Source organism: Haloarcula sp. S1AR25-4 (assembly GCF_031624555.1).
Classification (GTDB): domain Archaea; phylum Halobacteriota; class Halobacteria; order Halobacteriales; family Haloarculaceae; genus Haloarcula; species Haloarcula pellucida.
Window position 1 is genome coordinate 15727 of record NZ_JAMQOR010000010.1, and the last position, 18001, is coordinate 33727.

The following is an 18001-nucleotide window of genomic DNA, read 5'->3' on the forward strand; positions in this document are numbered from 1 at the left end:
TGACGGGACGGTAGGCCACCGTCCGAGAGGGACCATGGCCATGCATCCACACTATGGAGTTTTTCGGTTCGACCGACACGGTCGACCAGAAAGCCCGTGCGGTGCTGGACGACCTGTCTGAGGACCCCTCGCCGTTTGAGATCCTCCAGACAGCCGACCAGCAGGCGGGCGACGACGTCGACCCCGATACCGTAGTAACGACGATGCGCGATCTGGACGAGGAGGTCGACGCCAAACTCGGCGCCGTCGAAGGCTCCGATGTCGACCAGAAGGCGATGCGGGACGCGGCCAGCGCGGTCGCGGACCGGACGCCACTGCAGGAAAGCGACGCGCTGGACCTCCTCTCGGCGGCTGCTGACAGTGCTGAACAGGAGGACGCGTCGACGTTCCTCGAGGCGTTCAGCGATGTCGCCGGTGTCGACCAGAACGCGCTGACAGACAACCTCTCGACTGACATGACTGATCCAACCAACCCCGACAGTACCGACCCCGACGCCACGCCCGATGATGACGGCGGCGTCGACCAGAAGCAGGACGGCGACGGCGACTCGATGGACCCGATCGACCTCGTCGAAGAGATCGGCGGGTCCGACGCCGCCGACACCGTCAAGAACTACGCCGAGTCCGTCGGCAAGGACGTCCAGGAGGCCGCTGCCGAATGGGTCTCCGAGAACGTTCCCGGTGTGACCGTCGAAGGTCACGGCGACAGCGGCGGCAGTCCGGATGCCGGCTCGCCGACGCCGGACCAGCCGGACATGAACGGCGACGGCCACGACCGCGACCCCGAGCCCGACCAGATGCTCGACGACGTCAACATCAACGAGCGCGTCGCCGATGCCGTCACCAGCGACGAAGTGCTGGACGAGATGGCCGGCGCGGTCGCCCAGAAGCTCGCGACCGATGACGACCTCGCCGACGAACTGGTCGGCACGGTCGAGCAGAAGGGCGACTTCGCGACGACCGACCAGACGGTGGCGACGGCGCCCGAGAACAACTCGCAGACAGTCGGTGATGCGAGCCCGGTTACTGGAGGTGATGACGAATGAGTATGAGCCCGCACCCGATGCACGGATACGCCGGCGGGAGCAGTCCCGCCCGGTTCCTTGAGTCGAACATGGTCAGCGACGTCCCGATGGACTGGGACGAGGGGCTGCTGCAGAAGGCACAGTACGACTCTTCGACCGCTGCCCACGTGAACGCCATCTTCACGGCGACGCTGTACGCCCAGTACAACCAGGAACACTCGTGGTACAACGCCCTCTCGCAGGTCGACCGCTTCAACGCCTCGCTTGAGGGCCCGGTCACCGCGAAGGCCTTCCGCGCTGCGACGAACCCCGTCGACTTGCAGACCCACAGCGAGGGTGGCAACGTCTCTTCGGGGACCACCTTCGGCGTCGAGGAGGTCGAGTACGACCCCAAGCGATCCGAGACGGTCGCCGAGGTGTCGGACCTGCAGGAGATCTACGCCGCCATCGAGGACGCCGTCGGCTTCGAAGAGTTCTGGCAGCTCCAGCAGGAGCAGCTGGATCTCGCGATCGACCGGGACGGCATCGCCGACGGCGTCCTCCAGGGCGACACCGCCTACAGCAGCACGGACACGATCACGTCGCTCGACCGCGCCATCGCGGCCAGCGACGAGGAGGGCAACGCGACGGACCCGAACGGGAACGCCTACAACGACGGCGACCTCGACTACGGGAACATTGACCGGTCTGCGGACACGTGGGCAGACTCTTACGTCGACCACAACGGCGCGTCTGGCGCTCGCCAGCTCACCAACGACCTGATGACCTCGTTCCTCAACTCGATGAACGAGTTCGCCGACGTCGACGTCTACAACGACTGTGCGATCCTCACGGGGCACGACACGGCCGGCGTCCTGTCGGACCTCGCCGCGCAGCGGAACAACGTCCGCAACATGATCTCGATGTCGGAGAACGGGACCGAGGGCGTCGGCGACGCGTCGACGATCCGCGGCGTCTCCGGGACGGCCCGCCATCGCGACTACGACGGCATCCCGATCGTCGCCAACCAGCACGCCATCAAGCACGGCAACATCTCGTCGATCTTCGTCGTGCCGACGGACACGATCCGCGGGCAGCCGCGCCTCGCCGTCGAGCAGTTCGCTCAGCCCTACACCGAGACGGCCGGTCGCGGCCAGACGCAGGGCTACCTCGCCACCGGCGAGTACCGCGAACAGGCACTCATGCTGATGCACCACGAGGTCGTCAACCGCGACTTCGCCAGCTGTGGGAAGCTCCGCGACCTCGCTGAGTAACGCTTCATGACTGACACTACTACCATCACCACCACCGTCGCTATCGGCGGCCGTGTGTACGTGCGACAGGTCCAGGGCACCCACTGGGCCCGCGACGACGATGGTCGCCTGTACGTCTACGACGACGACACGACTGTTCTCGATGTCGGCGCCGACAACGTCGTCGAGATACTCCGCGAGGACGACGTCGAGACCGTCGCCACGATAGACTCCGACAACACCACCAACGCCACCGCCACCACTGACTCATGCCAGTAATCACGCTCAACAGCGCCGAAGAGTTCGAAGACAAGGGCCACGCCGACGTCGAGTTCGTCGGCTTCCGCTACACGGGCGACCGCTCGGTCAAGACCGATCAGGACATCCGCCAGCGGGCAGGCTACGACGGCCCGCCGAAGTTCCAGCAGGGTCGCGTCTACTTCGGCATCCTGCCGACGAACCTCGACCCCGAACACGTCGACAACGCGTCGATGGGCGTCCACGCCCTCGAGGCGCGGTCGGACTTCGAGGTTCTGTACGACCCCGAGCGCCTGTCCGAGGCACTGCTCGAACGCAACTACCTGCCGCCGGACGTCTTCTACGAAGGGTTCGACCGCTGGAAGCGTGCCAAAGTGATGGCAAAGCTCGACCTCGACGACGCCGGCCGCGTCTACGACAAGGACGACGAGGCGCCGTATCGCGAGCAACTCCGCGCCATTTCTGGTGTCGAGGCCGACGACGAAGCATCCGTCTCCCAGCAGCGCTCTGACGAGTACGTCGACCGCTTCTCGCGTGCCGAAGCGTCCGACATCGTCAAGGTAGTCCGCCAGGACCCCGACGAGATCGACCTTCGGACGGCCGGCCTCACGGACATGGCAGAGTACCTCACCCGGTTCACGCCTGACACCGTCGAGGACGCCATCGACGCCGCGCTCGGTGAGGATGATCCCGACGACGTGACGATCACGCGCGTCGACGACACGACGGACGACGGGTCCGACGACAGCGACACGGACAGCGACGAGGAGTAACCCATGGCCGACGTCCGTTACGCGACCACTGACGCCGTGATCCGGGCCCTCGATCTGGACCCGAACACGGTGCAGGACTCGCTCAAGACGCGGGCCGAGTCGCGTGTCGAATCGGCGACACAGAAGTGGATCAATCGCACCAACCAGCCGTTCCACCCCAAACGGGTCGGCGACCAGTCGGACCCGCGAACGTGGGAAGTCTACGACGTCCAGGACGCGCTGTCGTGGCATCCGGCGACGATCATCCTCGACAACGCCAACCCGCTGCCGATCGACCCCACAGAAGGCGACACCATCGAGGTGCGCACCGGTCGCGACGAGTGGGAGGACGTCACCGACGAAGAGGGCGATGCCTGGACGCTGGACCCCCGACGCCGGCGCCTCCGTATCTTCGAGCGGCGGTTCGCCCACACGCCGTGGGATAACCCCAACACGCGGTTCTGTCGGCTGACGTACCGCCACGGCCCGCTCGACGCCGACGTGACGGTCAAAGACTCTGGACTCGTCGAGGGCGTGCCGCCAGACGTCGCCGAAGCGGTCGCAGCGAAGGCGGCGACGATGCTCGCTCTCGACGACGACAAGAAGACGAGCGCGCCCGACAACGGCCAGCTGACCAACCGCTCGACGAAAGAACAGGCACTCGAGGACACCTGGACAAGTACCACCGCCAGCTACAGCGGCTTCTCGAAGCTATGACATGGTCGTTGACATACCTGTCCCGCTGGCAATCGCGGTCGAGCTACGGACGAACCCACTCGGAGGGCGCGTGACCGTGACTGTCGTCGACGCGCCCGCCGAGAGCGCTCGCGAGGCGATCCTCGACGATATCGAGCGCAAGCTCGTCGGCGAGCAGGAGAATCTCGTGTTCCAGACCGTCCAGCGAGCCCACCAGCAACTGCAGAGCTATGCCGATCGGAACGGCTACACTGAGGGGCCGCTGCTCGACAGCTTCGCCGGCGTCGACGCGTCGCGTGGCCGACGCTCGGTCCAGGCCGAGTGGTCGTGGGATCACAAAGTGATGCAGTTCTGGGAGTTCGGCGTCGCGCCCCACACCATCGAGGGCAACCCCCTGCTGCACTTCTACTGGGAGGCCGCCGACCAGTGGGTAAAGACCGAGTCCGTCGAGTGGGGCAGCGAGACGGGCGGCATCCCGCCGTCGCGAGCGGTACGGGACTCGCTCAACTGGCTCCGGAGGGAGCTCTCGTGACTCATCCAACTGTCGAGTGGGTGCTTGAGCAAGTCGCCAGCGTCGTCGACAGCGTCGCCGCCGACTACTCGCAGGCCGACGATAGTGACGTCGTCGTCCGGCGCATCGATCGGACCAACAACCGGTTCTACGACGGTAGCGGGACGCTCGACATGTCGACGCCAATCCGCCAGCGTGCCGGTGCCCTCGAGCGTGGCGTCTACATCGGCGCCGCCTACGCCGACCGCAACAGCGACCCCATCGGCACCGAGTACGATCTCGACGTCGACGAGGTCGTCGGCGTCCAGCTGGAAGGGCTGACGGCTCGCGATGGCTACGGCGGGCATGTCGATCCCGATGGCGAGTGGGGCATCCCGTGGAGTGAGTTCGTCCGTCGGGTGCGGGCCGCCATCTACGACGGGCGCGAGTACCCGGCCGCCGGCGGCCCCAACATCTCGTTTACGCATCTGTCGATCGCGAACGAGGCACCGCGCTCAGACAACTTCTCGCAGTACTACGCACACGACTTCGACGTCGTCTTCGACGGCTTCGAAGACCTTAGCTGACGCTGAGCCGGCTCCTTCATACCAGTCACCCATGCCAGATCCATATCCAATCGATCCAAACACCGACGGCAACAGCATCGACTTCGCCACGATCGTGGCGGCGCTCGCTGACGACCTCGAAATCGTCGGCGACCGTGCAGACTACCACCCCACCGAAGGACGAGTCGTTGAAGAAACACCCAGCGGGAATCGCTGGGTCGGCACCGGCGACCAGTGGCTCAGCCTCGACACCACTGTCGGGCTAGCCGCGACGCTCTTCACCGGCGGCTCGACAGTCCACGTACAGCGCGGTGCCCCGACAACAGACGACCTCGCCGCCGGCGAGCGCATGGTCTACACTTCGGATGGTTCGGACGGCAACGCTGCCGGCGACCTCGTATCAGCACGCAACGATAGCGGAGCGATCGTCTCGCAGGTCATCGCCGCTGCGGCCGACGACGCCTAACACTGACCGATGGTTTTCATGATCATGAGACACGCGTATAGCGGAGGTACAGCATGACTGGCGCGGGGACCGGCACCCTCGTTGCCTGCGGCGAGCAGTCCTTCATGGGCTCGCTCGTCGACGCCGACAGCGACGGCACGCCCGACCTCTTCCACCTCGGGCGCAACCCCACACTGAGCGAGGGCCCATCGCTGGAGAACCAACTGCAAGAGCTGCGCGAAGCGGATGCGGCCTGGAGCGTCGAGTCGGTCAAGCAAAACTTCGAGGGCGCGATCACCATCGAGGCGATCGTCAGCGCCGACGTCCACACGAAGATCGAGGATAACCTCGTGCTGAACGCCGCCGACACGATCCAACCGGGACTGTCGACGTCGGGGCGAGTCTTCTCCGGCGTACAGTATCCCAGCGGCACCGCCACCGAGGAGTACCTCGGGTGCATCCCGCTGGAGTACTCGATCAACTACCAGCAAGGCGGCGAGGTCCAGTACACGCTGTCGCTGGCCTACGCCGACCAGAAGCCCGATCCGTCGACGGATCTCACGACGGCGACGCCAGTCACCGACGGCTCCTCTGTCGCGTGGCACGGCACGGACCTGTCCATCGATGGCACCAGCGTCTCGGACATGCAGTCGGCGACGCTGACGCTATCAGACCTCGCACGGTTCCAGCGCGGCGGGACGCCGACGCCGAACCGCGGCGTCACGGCTGCCCCGTCGGCGACGCTCGACGTCGAAGCGACGTTCGTCGAGGAGACGCGGATGGATCTGGCCCGTGGGTCGTCGACCAGCGCACCGCCAGACACGCTCGACAGCGTCGCCGGCACGCTGGTGCTGAACGCACCCGACGGGACGACGCTGCGGACGTACAACCTCGCGAAGCTGAAGCCCGACAGCCACCAGTGGAACGAGATCATCAGTACCGAGGACGCGACCGACGCGACGACGTTCAACGTCAACGGTGACCCGGCGGTGACTTTCGCATGACTGGCACGTTCAACGAGACGCACTTCGACTTCGCCGAGGAAATCGACCGACTGGACGACCGCATCGCCGACCTGCAGGCCGAGGCCGACGAGACAGAAGACGGCAGCGACCAGGAGGCGGCGCTCCTCGAGACGATCCAGACGCTGCAGACCCAGCGCAAGGGCGCCATCTGGGCCTGCCCCGGCCGCGGCGGTGGCGAAGACGCCCACGAAGACGACGACTTCCCGATGTGGGACGAGCCCGTCGACGGCGTCACGCTCGGCGCCGTGCGGGCGCGGACCTTCGCCAACATGGAGAACGACCTCGAGTCCGACCCCAACGCTGGCAGCGGCACGTCCAGCATCCTGCTCATCGCCGACGGGACCGTCGAGGCCCCCTACGTCGGCGAGGACATGCGCGACGCGGAGATCGCCGGCGCCGTCGGGAAGCTCCATCCGTGGTACCTCAAGTGGGCCGAGGGTCGGATCACGGCGCTGATGGATCCCGAGGGAAACGCGACGTCCTCCGGGACCTCGCCCGGGGACAAGCCGACGAAGACGACGTCGACCGAGGAGTGATCTATCGGTATGCCCGGAGCATGTACATCGACCGCGGCGGCGACCCGCGCGTCTTCGACGAGCTCTCCTGGGGCGAGATCGAGGACTGGCTCGCCATCCACGACGTCCTCGAGGCCCGGCAGTCGTTGGGTGGGCTTCCGGAGGGATAGCTCGTGAGCGAGTTCAGCGCCGCCGGCGTGCTGGAGATCACCAGCGTCAACGGCGCGAGTGCCGCCCTCAAGAGCGAGATTGAGGGCGTCTCCGTCGACGTCAACGCGTCGCCGAGTCCGAGTCGGCAGGCCGCGTCGGGCAACCGGCGCATCGCCGGTCGCGAGCGCGCCATGTCCCGGAAGTTGCTCGACCAGTCGAACACCTATCTGGAGACCGCGACCGACCATCTCGACGAGAACCTCGACCTGAATCGTGAGCGTAACGACCTGCTGCGCCAGCAGCTGGACCTGCAGGAGATGACCGCCCGCGGCGGTGGCGACGGTCTCGACCTGCCACGGCCCCGTCGTGGGCGGAACGGCGGCGGCGGTGGCGGCGGTCTCGGCGGCGTCGCTGCGGCCGCAGTGCTGGCGAGTGCGATCAGCCAGACGCTCCCGACGCCAGCCCCCAGCGAAGAGCCGGCGCCTGGTGAGGGCGACGGCACATCGGTGACGGGGTCGGTGCCGGCGTCGGAGCTGGTCGTCGGCTCGGTCGCGCTGTCGACGGTCCTGACTGGCGCGGTACCAGCGTCGTCGGTCCTGTCGAGCGTTGCCGCGTCGAAAGTCCTGGACAGTTCCGACGCATCCGACATCCTGAACAGTACGGATGTGACGGACGTGCTGAACAGCAAGGACGTGACGGCGGTGCTGAACAGCAAGGACGCGAGCAAGGTGTTGAACAGCGTCGCCGCGTCGTCGGTCCTCACGAAAGTGGCTGTCTCATCGGTACTGAACAGCAAGGATGCGACATCGGTGCTGAACAGCGTCGCCACCGCCAAGGTACTGGACAGCGTTGAGCTGTCGGCGCTCGTAAAGAAGGTGCCCGCCTCCGAGTTGGTGAGTGATGAGGGCGGGAGTGGCAGTGGTGGCGGTGGAGGTGGTGGTGTCATAGATCTAATCAAAGGAGCTGTTGCTGGTGGATCTATCGCCGCACTTCTGGCTGGCGCGGGTAAAGCCAGCCAAGGCGCCCCATCAACTGCTGCTGGGACACTTGGGCCACTTGCCGGTATCGCGCCGGGCCTTATTGGGGCCGCCGCAACAGGGTCTGGAAGCGTCGGCGAGTTCTACACTGATGAGTTGGGGATGTCGATGAACGCCAACGGCCAGGAAACCGACCCCATCTCCGGATTTCTGACCAAACTGTACAAACCACTCTTTGATTCGCTCGGCACCAACTCTCAGTCGAACACGCGACGTGTCACGCCCGATGAGTTAGAGTCGACGAGCACCAGAAACGCGACGTCCAGCAACGAGACTACAGTCGAGGTGACGAACGAGGTCACAATCGAAGAAAGCCAGGACACGCGCGAGACTGAGCGGATCGTCGACAGACGTCTTGACGAGTTCGAGCGCGATCTGAAGCGTGACCTCAATCGTCAGTAGAGAGCTGCTCCCGCAGATCCAGAATCGTCCGCTTTTGTCGGATAATGATGGCGACCAGCGCAAGGACAGTAACGCCAAAGATCGAATTGTCGAAACCACCGACGTACATCCCGTAAATCATCACAATGAACGCCAGCGCCCCGAGGGCGTACATCGGCCAGAACTCGCGGATTTGCATATTTTGACATACTGACACAGGCACAAAAAGGATTCACCCATCATGACAACGATACGATTCGAGTTGCCGCCGTTCGACATCGACGGCGACGGCAACACAGAGACACTGGCGTTCGAGCTATCGCACAATCTCTCGGTCGAGCATACCGTCCGCACGGGCTGGCTCACTGAGGGCAGCCAGTCGAGTGTCATCGACCTGCTATCGGACGTCGCCGCCGAACTGGACCTGAACGAGGACTTCTCCGGCAAGCGGAAAGGGCTCTACACCGACCTCGGCGGCGGCGTCGCGGTCGTGCAGGTCGACGCCGAAATCACGACCGGCGACGGCACCAACCAGTGGGGGACCGGCAACGGCGGGACGTGGGACGCCGCCGGCGGGACGGTCCTCGAGAAGATGGCCGTCTTGAACGAGGCCCTCATCCGCGCCGAGATCGACTCCCGGCCGTCGGACGTCCTCAGCGGCGACTACCCGCAAGGCCACCTCGCAACGCTCCACGTCGGCGAGTACAGCTCCAGCGGCCGGTTCGACCCGATAGACGTCGTCCCTGAGGAACCGAAGATCGTCCACGATACCGAACGGGAGTCCTCGACCGCAACGGTCAGTATCAACTTCGCCAGCGCGGCGTCGCTGGAAGCGCCGTGGGACGCGCAAGAACAGTCCAAATCCTAACGCATGACAGCACCACAAGCCTACGTCCTCCCACTCCCGCGAGTGGGGCAGCGACCACCATCGGACACGACCCAGAAGAACCTCAGCGCGCTCGGTGTGCTCGACTCGGACAGTGGGGCAGTCGAGTCCATCAGCGTCGAGCCCGGCACACAGGAGATCCGGGGCTACTACCGCGGGCGGTACGCCTGGAAGCTCGCCAGAGAGCTGAAAGAACTGGCCTCGCTCGATGGCGCCATCCCGATCTACGGCGCTCGCGACGCCGACGCCGATGGCTACTACGCCATCGATCGCGTCGAGGCCGACGCCGTCGAGGCACAGACCGCCGACTGGCTCCAGCAGTACACGCTTGCCATCACTCGTGAGGGCAGTCGCGCCAACAAACGGCGAGCGATGCGGACGAATCGGGGGCAGGTCGACCACCCGTTCGGGAACGCCACGACGGCCGAAGTCGCCGCCCCAGCAGCGGCCACACAGGTGCAGTGGCTGGACCGCGAGACCGAGTCGACGTCGGACCCATCGCTGGTCACGACCCGCAGCGCCGAACTGGGCGACGTCGAGATCTACGACCTGCAGGCGGCGCCGTACGCCAACGCCACACTCACGTACGATCTCGACTATGCCAGCATGGGCGATGCCGACGTCCGCGTCTGGGACTACAGGGGCGTCGGGTCGCGAACCGACAGCGATGGCGTGATCGCCGCTGCGAAGTGCTTCTCCACCGCCCACGAGTACGCCGGCGAGCGCGTCATCTCGAACGGACTGGTCCGCCTGCGCGTCGACCAGTCGCCGGCGCTCTCGATCGAGCGCTGGGACGACGCCAACAGCACGTGGACCACGCAGTCGCTCGGGACATCCTCCTGGAGCGTCACGGATATCGACATCCGCCACATCGGGATGGCCCGCGCCGACGCTCGTGTGGTCTTCAGCGACGGCAGTAGCGAGTACCCGCTGGACGTCTCGATCAAACGGGGCTGGACAGATCCGTTGTGGATGGAGATCGACGGCGAGGGTGGGACGCCGGCGGGACTGGTAGACCTGCTCGACCCGGCGGCGAGCGCGCAGATCTACGACCCCGGCGCTGATCAGGGCCTCGTCGCTCGGGAGGTCGTGCAGTAATGGCTTCGTGGCAACTCCGGAGCGACTGGGAGAGCAGTGACAGTGACTGGGGCGACTGGGTCCAGAGCGGCGCTATCCAGCTGATCAACGACGACACGAACGGTACTGGTGACTGGGTCCTCGACGGCGCAGATACACAGGGGAAGGCCCGAACCGGCCTCGAAGATACGTCCCAGAAGATCACCGGCTGGCGGTTCGATGTCGAGATTACCGATGGGAACGGCAACGACTCGGACAGCCGATACGGCCCCGGTTTTGAGGTCCTCGATGAACAGGGGAACGCGCTGCTGCACATCCAGTTCGAAGGTAACAACATCGCCGCCGTGGACGTGGGGGCTGTCGACAACAACACTGCGGACCGTGTGGAATTTACAGGCTCGTGGTCCTTCGACACGCTCTACACCGACGTTACGATCATCCACACGGGCGGAGGGTCCTACGACATCACCTTCAACGGCGAAACGATCACGTTCACGGCGGCATCGGCGCCGGCGACCAGCGTCGGGTTGCAGGAGGCGGGCTGGCACGTCTACGAGGAGCGGTCGCAGCGCTGGGCCGGGTACATCGACAACGTCGAGTACCGCATCCCGGACCCGCCGGCGGCGCCGAACAACGTCGACGCGACCTACGTCGACGACGATCAGGTCGACCTCAGCTTCGATGCCGACACGAGCGGCGGCCCGATCAACAGCTACGATGTCGAACTCTCTCGTGATGGCGGGTCGTGGGTGTCGCCGGCCGGCGGCCCCTCGTCGCCCGGCAGCGCCGGCACCTACTCCTACGGACCGGCCAGCGATGCCGCCTACGGCAAGCAGGTCGGCGCCGACTCCTCGATCCAGTACCGCGTCCGGGCGGTCAACACGACTGGCACCAGCAGCTGGGTGACGAGCGACACGGTCTATACGACGCCAGTCCCACCCGCGACGCCCTCGGTCAACCGCCCCGATGCGTCGACGGTCGAGCTGACGGTGACATGGCGGACTGATCTTGTCGGCGACGACGGCCAGTACTTCGACGTCTACTACCGCGAGGACACGGGCTCGGGATACGGCACGTGGACGTTCTTCGACGCGTTCACCGCCGCCGATGCGAACGCATCAGGCACCGACGCGAAAGGCAGCAGTGTCACCGCCACTTACGCCGTCGGGACGACCTACGACGGCGGCGCGCTACAGAACGACGCCCGGTACCAGTTCAAGGTCAGGCACTTCAACGACTCGTCACGCGGCAGCGAGTACGTCATCGCCGACTACGGCAACGAGGGCAACGTCTACTTCTCTGACGGGTTCGAGAGTGGCGACACGTCGGCGTGGGACTCGGTGAATCTCCCTGACGGGGCCGGCGAAACCTCTGGCGTTGTTCAGGCGCTGGACAGTCGCTTTGCCGATACGTCGCCGGCGGAGGGCAGCCACGCCGTCGAGATGTTCGACGGCGGGTACCTCCGCAAGCAACTGGGCGACCTCTCGGGTGAGTCCGATGTCCACGTGCGCCTGCGGTGGCAGGCGGCGTCGTGGGAGGCCGACGCCGTCGACGCACTCCGAGTGCGGTGGTACGACGGGAGTGCGTGGCAGACCCTACAGACCGACGACTGGGCGTACAATCAGCAGGGCTGGGTGTTCATCACGGTCTCGGTACCCGACAGCTATCTCTCGACGGATGCCCGCCTCGAGGTCGCCCAAGGGTTTCAGGGCAACTACTCGTTCACGGCCTTCGACAGCATCGTTGTCTCAGACATCTTGCATGAGTACACCAGCCCTGCCGCGCCGTCGGGGCTCTCGACAGACACGACCATAGAGGATGAGATTGGTCTCTCGTGGACGACGAACGCATCACTCATGGGCCTCGGAAGCACGAACGAGACGCGCAACGAGGTCCGGATCAAGGCAACGTCCGCCGGGTCCTACACGTGGCCAGCCAGTCTACAGGGCGATGCGTACACGTTTACGGGCCTCAGCGACGGCGAGCGCTACGATATGTTCGTCCGGTCGACCTACGTGCAGGACCGTCACGGGTCAGAGTCGAGCTACTGGCTAACCGACTCACCGACTGTGGAGGCCACGACACTCCTTCCGGCCCCCACGAATCTCTCGACGGCAAACGTCACTGCCGACTCGGTCGACCTCTCGTGGACGGCCAACCACGACTACGGCGACACGCTCGTCCAGTACAAGCCGACGTCGGCGTCGTCATGGACGACGTTCTCCACACTCTCTCGCACGACGGAGACCGAGGCGGTCACCGGCCTGCGGAACGGCGAGCAGTACGACGCACGCGTCGTCGCGAACACTGAGCACACCCAAACGGAGGACGTCTAATGCCGGTCCAGTTCACCACCAGCCTTCCGGACGTCGCCCAGCCGTCGCTCGGCAACGGCGTCGAGGACGAGATCGCTGTCGACTGGACGGACGTCATCAACTACGGCGAGTACGACGTCCAGTATCGCGAGACCTCTTCGTCGACGTGGCTTGCCGGCCCGACCGTCGACGACACGGCGTCGTCGGCGACCATCACCGGCCTCGAGGACGGCGAGGCCTACGAGGTCCGCATCCGCACGCAGACCGAGCACGTCACTGGGGCGTGGACCGACCCCGTCCCGATCACGACGAAGTTCCCCGGCGCCGCCAGTCTGAGCGTCGACGCCGTCACGACGACGTCGGTCGACCTCTCGTGGGCCGACAACGCCGACAACGAGGACGGCTTCCGAGTCGAGCGCGCGAAACAGTACGACACTGGCTGGGGGCCGTGGCGGACGCTGGCCGACCTCGCGCCCAACACGACGTCCTACACCGACAGCACGGCTCAACCCGAGCGGGAGTACCGCTATCGCATCTACGCCTACACGGAGGACGCCGACGCCTACTCCAACACAGTCAGCACGACCACGACCAGCGCCGGCGTCCAACAGCGGCGAGTCCCCGCCACCGGCTGGCACGTCGAGATCGACCACCCCAACGCGACGGCGCCGCTCACGCCCCAGGTCTTGGCCGACGGCGTCGAGTTCCCGCACAAGGTCAACGCCTTGCCGAAGGTCCGCATCCCGGTCCCGAAGGCCGATCACTGGCTGCGCTCCGACCAGCTGGAAGAGCAGCCGATGCGCGTCTGGTACGAAGGCAAGCGCCTGCCGATCACCAAACTCCAGAACGTTCGCGAGCGACCCGACCGCGTCATCCTCGAGGGCAACGGCGGCGACGAGCTCAAACAACGGGTGCAGGCAGAGTACGTCGAGGAAGAGGTCCCCGTTGCGGTGCGCTCGCTCGTCGACCAGACCGGACTGGCTCGCAACGTCGACGATCCGCAGTCGACCACGACGACGGACAACCGGATGCAATCGGCCGACTCGACCAGCGAGTGGGAGGATCGCCTGGCGAGCGCCCCGGCGACGGATCCGACGATGGTCCAGAGTGGCAAGTTCACCTCGGACCAGACGGCGTGGTTCGTCGAGGCCGAGCACGCCGACCAGCAGGTCGGGATCAACTCGGAGCTGTCGACCGCCGGCGACGTCGCCTCGAACGAACGGATACTCAACATCACCCGGTCCGACGACGTCCAGGGGCTCAACCCCGGCATATACAACACGTTCACGACCGAGCATGACATCCCGGCCGACAAGGTGGGCATCGCGATGCGCGTCGACTTCTACGGCGATCTCGACAGCAACAACCTCTCGCATCAGGTCAAGCTCTTCGTCGATGGCAACGAGGTCGGAGGCTACCCCCGCAACGTCGAGACCATCGGGCTGGAGTGGTTCACGACGGCCGGCGCGAACAACATCAGCACGCTCTCGGCCGGCGAGCACGAGATATCCATCGAGGTGACAGAGGCGGGGACGGCCGACGAGCCCGGCTTCAACATCGACTGTGTGGCGTTCTACGACAACCGCTACCCACCCGGACTGACCGAAAACGTCACCGACGGCGTCATCGAGGGGCCGGATCTGCACCCCGACGGCGTCGAGCGCCAGACACAGGATGCCACCACGTTCCTGTCGGTCGTCGCCGGCGAGCTGCAGTCGGCGTGGAACGACATCACCAACGGCGACCAGCAGGTCGCGATCAGCAACGACCAGGGCAGCAACTGGCTCACCGCCGCGAACTCTTCATCCGTCGAGGGGTCGTTCGCCAGCGGGTCGGCCCAGATCCGCGCTCGCTTCCGTCTCTCGGGCTTCGATACGGATCCGAACACGTCGCCGGCCGGTCGCAAGCAAGCCCACGAGGTCGACCTCTACGACCTCTACGCCGACCTCGACGATACGCCGTTGCTCATCAACAAGACTATCGACGCGCAGGGCCTCGCAGCGCTGCAGAACATCGCCGAGTTCTCCGACTCGATCTTCGCGCTGACGTGGGACGAGTCCATCGACGACCTGCGCGTCCAGTGGACCCAGCCCGGCCAGCGGGTGCAAGATACGGATGCGGACCTCATCGACTACGAGACGGCGAAGATCAACAGCGGCAGCTACGACAAGGTCGTCATCAAGGGCCAGTCCAAGTCTGCCCAGGAGGAGTCAGTCACGGCGGACGTCGGGAACGCGGTGTCGCTCGATCACGCCAACGTCGTCGAGGGATCGGGCCGCGTCGCCGCGACCGACGGCACGGTCTACGAGGAGGACGTCGACTACGAGCTCAACCGTCTGCCCGGCGAGTTGGTTGCGCTCTCCGGCGGGTCGATCAGCGACGGCGAGTCGCTGGTCGTCGACTACAGCTGGAAGGTCAGTGGGTCGTACACCGCACCGGACGCGCCGGCGTCGCCGAAGACGCTGGTCCGGGACGTCCCCTCGCTACCCTCGAGTCGGGGGTGTGAACAGGCGGCGCTGTACCTCTATCGCGTCGTCGACGAGCCACTGATCGAGGCCGAAGCGACGCTCGACGAGTTGCCGCCGACGGTGAGCATCGTCGAGACGCTGACCATCCCGGACCTGCCGACGGCCGGCGAGGCCGTCGAGTTGCGGGACATCAACCAGTCCGAGAGCTCGCCAACCGTGTTGCTGGGGAGTCGGTCGACCATCGGCGACGCGCTCCAGGACATCCGGTCGCAGCTGCAGGCCGTCAGCAAGATCGTCTGACCGGCGACGGCACGCGGGTCGTGTGGCGTCGCACCCCCCGTTTTCGAGTTGTAACCATGATCTGGCCAGACCTCATCACGTTGAGACGCATCGTTCTCCCGCCGCTGGAGCGCAACGAGCGCCGCCTCTTCGGCCGGGACGTCATGTTCTCGAAGCCCCTGCAGACTCGGTGTTTCGCCGGCGTCGTTCGCGACGCCGACGTCGACGACGTCCGGTACGAGTTGCTCGCGATGGACACCGTGTTTCCGGTGAACACGGCGACGCTGAAGTACCACGAGACGCCCGAGGGCCGAGCCTACGAGTGTGGGTCGTATGCGCTGCGGCCCGACGGGTTCTTCGGCGAGTATCAGTATCACTTCAGACTGTGGAACCACGGGGAGGGTGTCGGCGTGTCCGCTCACTACGAACTCAACCCGTGGGTGCGGCCGCGTGATCACTACGCCGGCGTCGACTGGCAGCCCCAGCCCGGCATCGAGAAGGCATGGGCGCTGCTCGATATCGACTCGTCGGCTGACGTCGACGGCATCCGGCCACGGTAACGCGAGTGGCTAACCAACACCGGCGCCGCATCGGCGGTCGTGTTGGTTAGCGGACCCCAGTAGTTCCGCTGTTTCTTAACCTACATCGAGACTACTGGCGGTCGTGTGTTGGTTAAGACTCGTCGACGACCAGCGGCAGCGCTGATGGGGCCATCCCCACCTATCCGGATAGGATGTTGTATGCGTGAATCTGACACCACGCTTCCGCTGAAACCCGACGTTGTCCGGTGGCTTTCGGGCCCAAAGTGTAGGGGTTACGCCGCGAGAGAAACACTCGAAACGCCGGGGTGTCGCGTTCGATATAGCGTATAGTGCTATATCGATTTGGAAAGCTCCTGAGGTTTAAATGAAACCGCGCCGCACTTCTAACCATGAAAGTCACACTCTCGCGCGACTTGTACCACGACCCTGATGGCGACTGTCCCATTCTCCAGATGGTTGGCCACAAGTCTCCAAACGAGTATTTGGACGAAGACGAGCTTGCACAGTCCGACCACGAGCCCTGCGAAGGCTGTTTCCCGAACCGAGTCGAGTAATCAATCACTCGGCGTCGTAGCCCCACTCCCGAAGCTGGTCGGCGACGTCGTCGAGGTGCTGCTCAAGTGCGACCTGGTAGGCAGCCTCGCGGATGTCCAGCACCAGTGGTTCCTCGCCAAGCATCGACTCGAGGTCGGCCTGTGCCTGACTCTCCAGCTGCTGGGTCTCCTGCTGGAGGAAGAACTGCACCATCTCGCGGCCGTCCTTCGCGTTGTTCCGCGTGAACAGCCACGGGTAGCCCGATGACACACCACCGTTTCCGCTGTTCTCATCACCCTCGTCGACCTCGACCTCGTCGCCAGTCGCACTCTTCACTGCGTCGACCTCGTCTTCGGTCTCGTCATCGCCGTCGCCGCCGTCGACGTCGGCGAACGGATCCTCGCCAGAGCCCGACTTCATGCCGTTGCCCATCTCATGCCACCTCCTCGATGTGCGTCGCGAGGTCATCCAGTTCGGCGAGCGTCGCCTCCTCGTAGTCGTAGGCCGCCCGCACTTCCTGCGTGTAGTACGCCGGCGGGTACTGCTGGTCCCAGCAGCCCTCGAACAGCGACGAGCGGTCAGCGATGGCGACCGGGGCGTCGAAGCCGAGGTCGCGGATGCGTTCGAGGTACTTCTGCTGGTCGCTCGTCGAGCCGATGCCGTTCGGGATCACCGACAACACGCCGACGTCGATATCGAGGGAGTCGCTCAGGTTGAGGACGACGTCCTCGAGGCCTTCGACGGACTGCATCCCCTTGCCCGTCGGTTCGACCGGCACGACTAGCGACCGCGTCGCGTGGATCGCGTTGTAGAGATGGGGGCCCGCGGTCGCTGGCGGGTCGACGATGAGCGTGTCGTAGTCAGTCATCACGTCGGCGTCGATGAGAACTTCCAGGAGACGTTCGTTCGGGCTAAAGTACTCGCCGAGGTCCTCGGCCATCTCCTCCGCTCGGGAGAGCAGGCTGGGCAGGTTCTCCAGCATGTCGTGGTTGGGTATGAGGCCGAAGCCGTAGCCCGTGTCGTGGACGAGCTCGTCGAACTCGCCGAGCGGTCGGTCGATGAGGTGCCGACCGATGTTGTCGGCGTCGCCGTCGTTGCGCGGCGCGTCGACGCCCAGCAGGTACGTCAGCGAGCCCTGCTGTGGGTCGAGGTCGATGGTGAGGACGTCGCGACCGTGATCGGCGTGGGCCGTCGCGAGCGACGCGGCGAGCGTCGTCTTCCCGACGCCGCCAGCCTCGGAGTAGACCGTGTATGCGAGCATGTCTCACTGGTGAGTCTAACCCGTCATAAACACCCGTCAGACGTACGTGACACACTAACCAGTTAGA

The 18001-nt window shown here is 65.3% G+C and carries 21 protein-coding genes; 18 read left to right on the top strand and 3 right to left on the bottom strand.

Annotated elements, in window-relative coordinates; all coding sequences use genetic code 11:
- Positions 1–53: 53 nt before the first annotated feature.
- Genes NDI85_RS21205 through NDI85_RS21260 form a run of 12 tightly spaced genes read left to right on the top strand, consistent with a single transcriptional unit; the run spans position 54 to position 8593 of the window.
- On the top strand, positions 54–1046 hold the full coding sequence (locus NDI85_RS21205) for a hypothetical protein (RefSeq protein WP_310916946.1): 993 nt from the start codon (positions 54–56) through the stop codon (positions 1044–1046).
- Positions 1043–2278 (top strand): hypothetical protein, encoded by a 1236-nt coding sequence (locus NDI85_RS21210; protein ID WP_310916947.1) that lies wholly within the window; start codon positions 1043–1045, stop codon positions 2276–2278. Before NDI85_RS21205 ends, NDI85_RS21210 begins: the two co-directional genes overlap by 4 nt.
- 6 nt (positions 2279–2284) lie before the next feature.
- The gene (locus NDI85_RS21215) at positions 2285–2536 is read left to right on the top strand and encodes a hypothetical protein (RefSeq protein WP_310916948.1); all 252 of its coding nucleotides are present in this window, start codon (positions 2285–2287) and stop codon (positions 2534–2536) included.
- A complete protein-coding gene (locus tag NDI85_RS21220) occupies positions 2527–3288 on the top strand; it encodes a hypothetical protein (RefSeq protein ID WP_310916949.1) in 762 nt (253 codons plus the stop codon). Before NDI85_RS21215 ends, NDI85_RS21220 begins: the two co-directional genes overlap by 10 nt.
- A 3-nt stretch (positions 3289–3291) precedes the next feature.
- Entirely contained in the window at positions 3292–3984 is a 693-nt protein-coding gene (locus tag NDI85_RS21225) for a hypothetical protein (protein ID WP_310916950.1), read from the top strand.
- Position 3985: 1 nt separating this feature from the next.
- Complete coding sequence (locus tag NDI85_RS21230; protein WP_310916951.1) at positions 3986–4495, top strand: hypothetical protein; 510 nt, start codon at positions 3986–3988, stop codon at positions 4493–4495.
- A complete protein-coding gene (locus NDI85_RS21235; protein ID WP_310916952.1) occupies positions 4492–5040 on the top strand; it encodes a hypothetical protein in 549 nt (182 codons plus the stop codon). Before NDI85_RS21230 ends, NDI85_RS21235 begins: the two co-directional genes overlap by 4 nt.
- A gap of 31 nt (positions 5041–5071) precedes the next feature.
- On the top strand, positions 5072–5485 hold the full coding sequence (locus tag NDI85_RS21240; protein WP_310916953.1) for a hypothetical protein: 414 nt from the start codon (positions 5072–5074) through the stop codon (positions 5483–5485).
- 53 nt (positions 5486–5538) lie between these two features.
- The gene (locus NDI85_RS21245; protein ID WP_310916954.1) at positions 5539–6468 is read left to right on the top strand and encodes a phage tail tube protein; all 930 of its coding nucleotides are present in this window, start codon (positions 5539–5541) and stop codon (positions 6466–6468) included.
- Positions 6465–7025 (top strand): hypothetical protein, encoded by a 561-nt coding sequence (locus NDI85_RS21250; protein ID WP_310916955.1) that lies wholly within the window; start codon positions 6465–6467, stop codon positions 7023–7025. Before NDI85_RS21245 ends, NDI85_RS21250 begins: the two co-directional genes overlap by 4 nt.
- On the top strand, positions 7022–7174 hold the full coding sequence (locus NDI85_RS21255) for a hypothetical protein (protein ID WP_310916956.1): 153 nt from the start codon (positions 7022–7024) through the stop codon (positions 7172–7174). Before NDI85_RS21250 ends, NDI85_RS21255 begins: the two co-directional genes overlap by 4 nt.
- Positions 7175–7177: 3 nt before the next feature.
- Positions 7178–8593, top strand: coding sequence for a hypothetical protein (locus tag NDI85_RS21260; RefSeq protein ID WP_310916957.1), 1416 nt, complete (start codon positions 7178–7180; stop codon positions 8591–8593).
- Here the strand turns inward: NDI85_RS21260 and NDI85_RS21265 are convergent.
- Complete coding sequence (locus NDI85_RS21265) at positions 8580–8771, bottom strand: hypothetical protein (RefSeq protein WP_310916958.1); 192 nt, start codon at positions 8769–8771, stop codon at positions 8580–8582. The genes NDI85_RS21260 and NDI85_RS21265 overlap by 14 nt on opposite strands.
- Positions 8772–8813: 42 nt before the next feature.
- On the opposite strand from NDI85_RS21265, the gene NDI85_RS21270 reads away from it, so the two are divergent.
- The 6 genes from NDI85_RS21270 (at position 8814) to NDI85_RS21295 (ending at position 16693) form a co-directional block, all read left to right on the top strand.
- A complete protein-coding gene (locus tag NDI85_RS21270) occupies positions 8814–9440 on the top strand; it encodes a hypothetical protein (RefSeq protein WP_310916959.1) in 627 nt (208 codons plus the stop codon).
- A 3-nt stretch (positions 9441–9443) separates the two neighbouring features.
- Positions 9444–10556 (top strand): hypothetical protein, encoded by a 1113-nt coding sequence (locus tag NDI85_RS21275; RefSeq protein WP_310916960.1) that lies wholly within the window; start codon positions 9444–9446, stop codon positions 10554–10556.
- Entirely contained in the window at positions 10556–12871 is a 2316-nt protein-coding gene (locus NDI85_RS21280; protein ID WP_310916961.1) for a fibronectin type III domain-containing protein, read from the top strand. The genes NDI85_RS21275 and NDI85_RS21280 overlap by 1 nt, the downstream gene beginning before the upstream one ends.
- Complete coding sequence (locus NDI85_RS21285) at positions 12871–15618, top strand: fibronectin type III domain-containing protein (RefSeq protein WP_310916962.1); 2748 nt, start codon at positions 12871–12873, stop codon at positions 15616–15618. Before NDI85_RS21280 ends, NDI85_RS21285 begins: the two co-directional genes overlap by 1 nt.
- Positions 15619–15674: 56 nt before the next feature.
- On the top strand, positions 15675–16157 hold the full coding sequence (locus NDI85_RS21290; protein ID WP_310916963.1) for a hypothetical protein: 483 nt from the start codon (positions 15675–15677) through the stop codon (positions 16155–16157).
- A 371-nt stretch (positions 16158–16528) separates the two neighbouring features.
- Positions 16529–16693, top strand: coding sequence for a hypothetical protein (locus NDI85_RS21295; protein ID WP_189002132.1), 165 nt, complete (start codon positions 16529–16531; stop codon positions 16691–16693).
- Between the two features lie 4 nt (positions 16694–16697).
- On the opposite strand, the gene NDI85_RS21300 is transcribed toward NDI85_RS21295, so the two are convergent.
- Positions 16698–17105, bottom strand: a complete 408-nt coding sequence (locus NDI85_RS21300) for a hypothetical protein (protein WP_189002130.1) — start codon at positions 17103–17105, stop codon at positions 16698–16700.
- Between the two features lies 1 nt (position 17106).
- A complete protein-coding gene (locus NDI85_RS21305; RefSeq protein WP_310916964.1) occupies positions 17107–17934 on the bottom strand; it encodes a ParA family protein in 828 nt (275 codons plus the stop codon).
- Positions 17935–18001: the final 67 nt, after the last annotated feature.

Coding starts and splice junctions, on each gene's coding strand:
- NDI85_RS21205 (WP_310916946.1), top strand. CDS start 54: ATGGAGTTTTTCGGTTCGACCGACACGGTCGACCAGAAAGCCCGTGCG.
- NDI85_RS21210 (WP_310916947.1), top strand. CDS start 1,043: ATGAGTATGAGCCCGCACCCGATGCACGGATACGCCGGCGGGAGCAGT.
- NDI85_RS21215 (WP_310916948.1), top strand. CDS start 2,285: ATGACTGACACTACTACCATCACCACCACCGTCGCTATCGGCGGCCGT.
- NDI85_RS21220 (WP_310916949.1), top strand. CDS start 2,527: ATGCCAGTAATCACGCTCAACAGCGCCGAAGAGTTCGAAGACAAGGGC.
- NDI85_RS21225 (WP_310916950.1), top strand. CDS start 3,292: ATGGCCGACGTCCGTTACGCGACCACTGACGCCGTGATCCGGGCCCTC.
- NDI85_RS21230 (WP_310916951.1), top strand. CDS start 3,986: ATGGTCGTTGACATACCTGTCCCGCTGGCAATCGCGGTCGAGCTACGG.
- NDI85_RS21240 (WP_310916953.1), top strand. CDS start 5,072: ATGCCAGATCCATATCCAATCGATCCAAACACCGACGGCAACAGCATC.
- NDI85_RS21245 (WP_310916954.1), top strand. CDS start 5,539: ATGACTGGCGCGGGGACCGGCACCCTCGTTGCCTGCGGCGAGCAGTCC.
- NDI85_RS21250 (WP_310916955.1), top strand. CDS start 6,465: ATGACTGGCACGTTCAACGAGACGCACTTCGACTTCGCCGAGGAAATC.
- NDI85_RS21265 (WP_310916958.1), bottom strand. CDS start 8,771: ATGCAAATCCGCGAGTTCTGGCCGATGTACGCCCTCGGGGCGCTGGCG.
- NDI85_RS21270 (WP_310916959.1), top strand. CDS start 8,814: ATGACAACGATACGATTCGAGTTGCCGCCGTTCGACATCGACGGCGAC.
- NDI85_RS21275 (WP_310916960.1), top strand. CDS start 9,444: ATGACAGCACCACAAGCCTACGTCCTCCCACTCCCGCGAGTGGGGCAG.
- NDI85_RS21280 (WP_310916961.1), top strand. CDS start 10,556: ATGGCTTCGTGGCAACTCCGGAGCGACTGGGAGAGCAGTGACAGTGAC.
- NDI85_RS21285 (WP_310916962.1), top strand. CDS start 12,871: ATGCCGGTCCAGTTCACCACCAGCCTTCCGGACGTCGCCCAGCCGTCG.
- NDI85_RS21290 (WP_310916963.1), top strand. CDS start 15,675: ATGATCTGGCCAGACCTCATCACGTTGAGACGCATCGTTCTCCCGCCG.
- NDI85_RS21295 (WP_189002132.1), top strand. CDS start 16,529: ATGAAAGTCACACTCTCGCGCGACTTGTACCACGACCCTGATGGCGAC.
- NDI85_RS21300 (WP_189002130.1), bottom strand. CDS start 17,105: ATGGGCAACGGCATGAAGTCGGGCTCTGGCGAGGATCCGTTCGCCGAC.
- NDI85_RS21305 (WP_310916964.1), bottom strand. CDS start 17,934: ATGCTCGCATACACGGTCTACTCCGAGGCTGGCGGCGTCGGGAAGACG.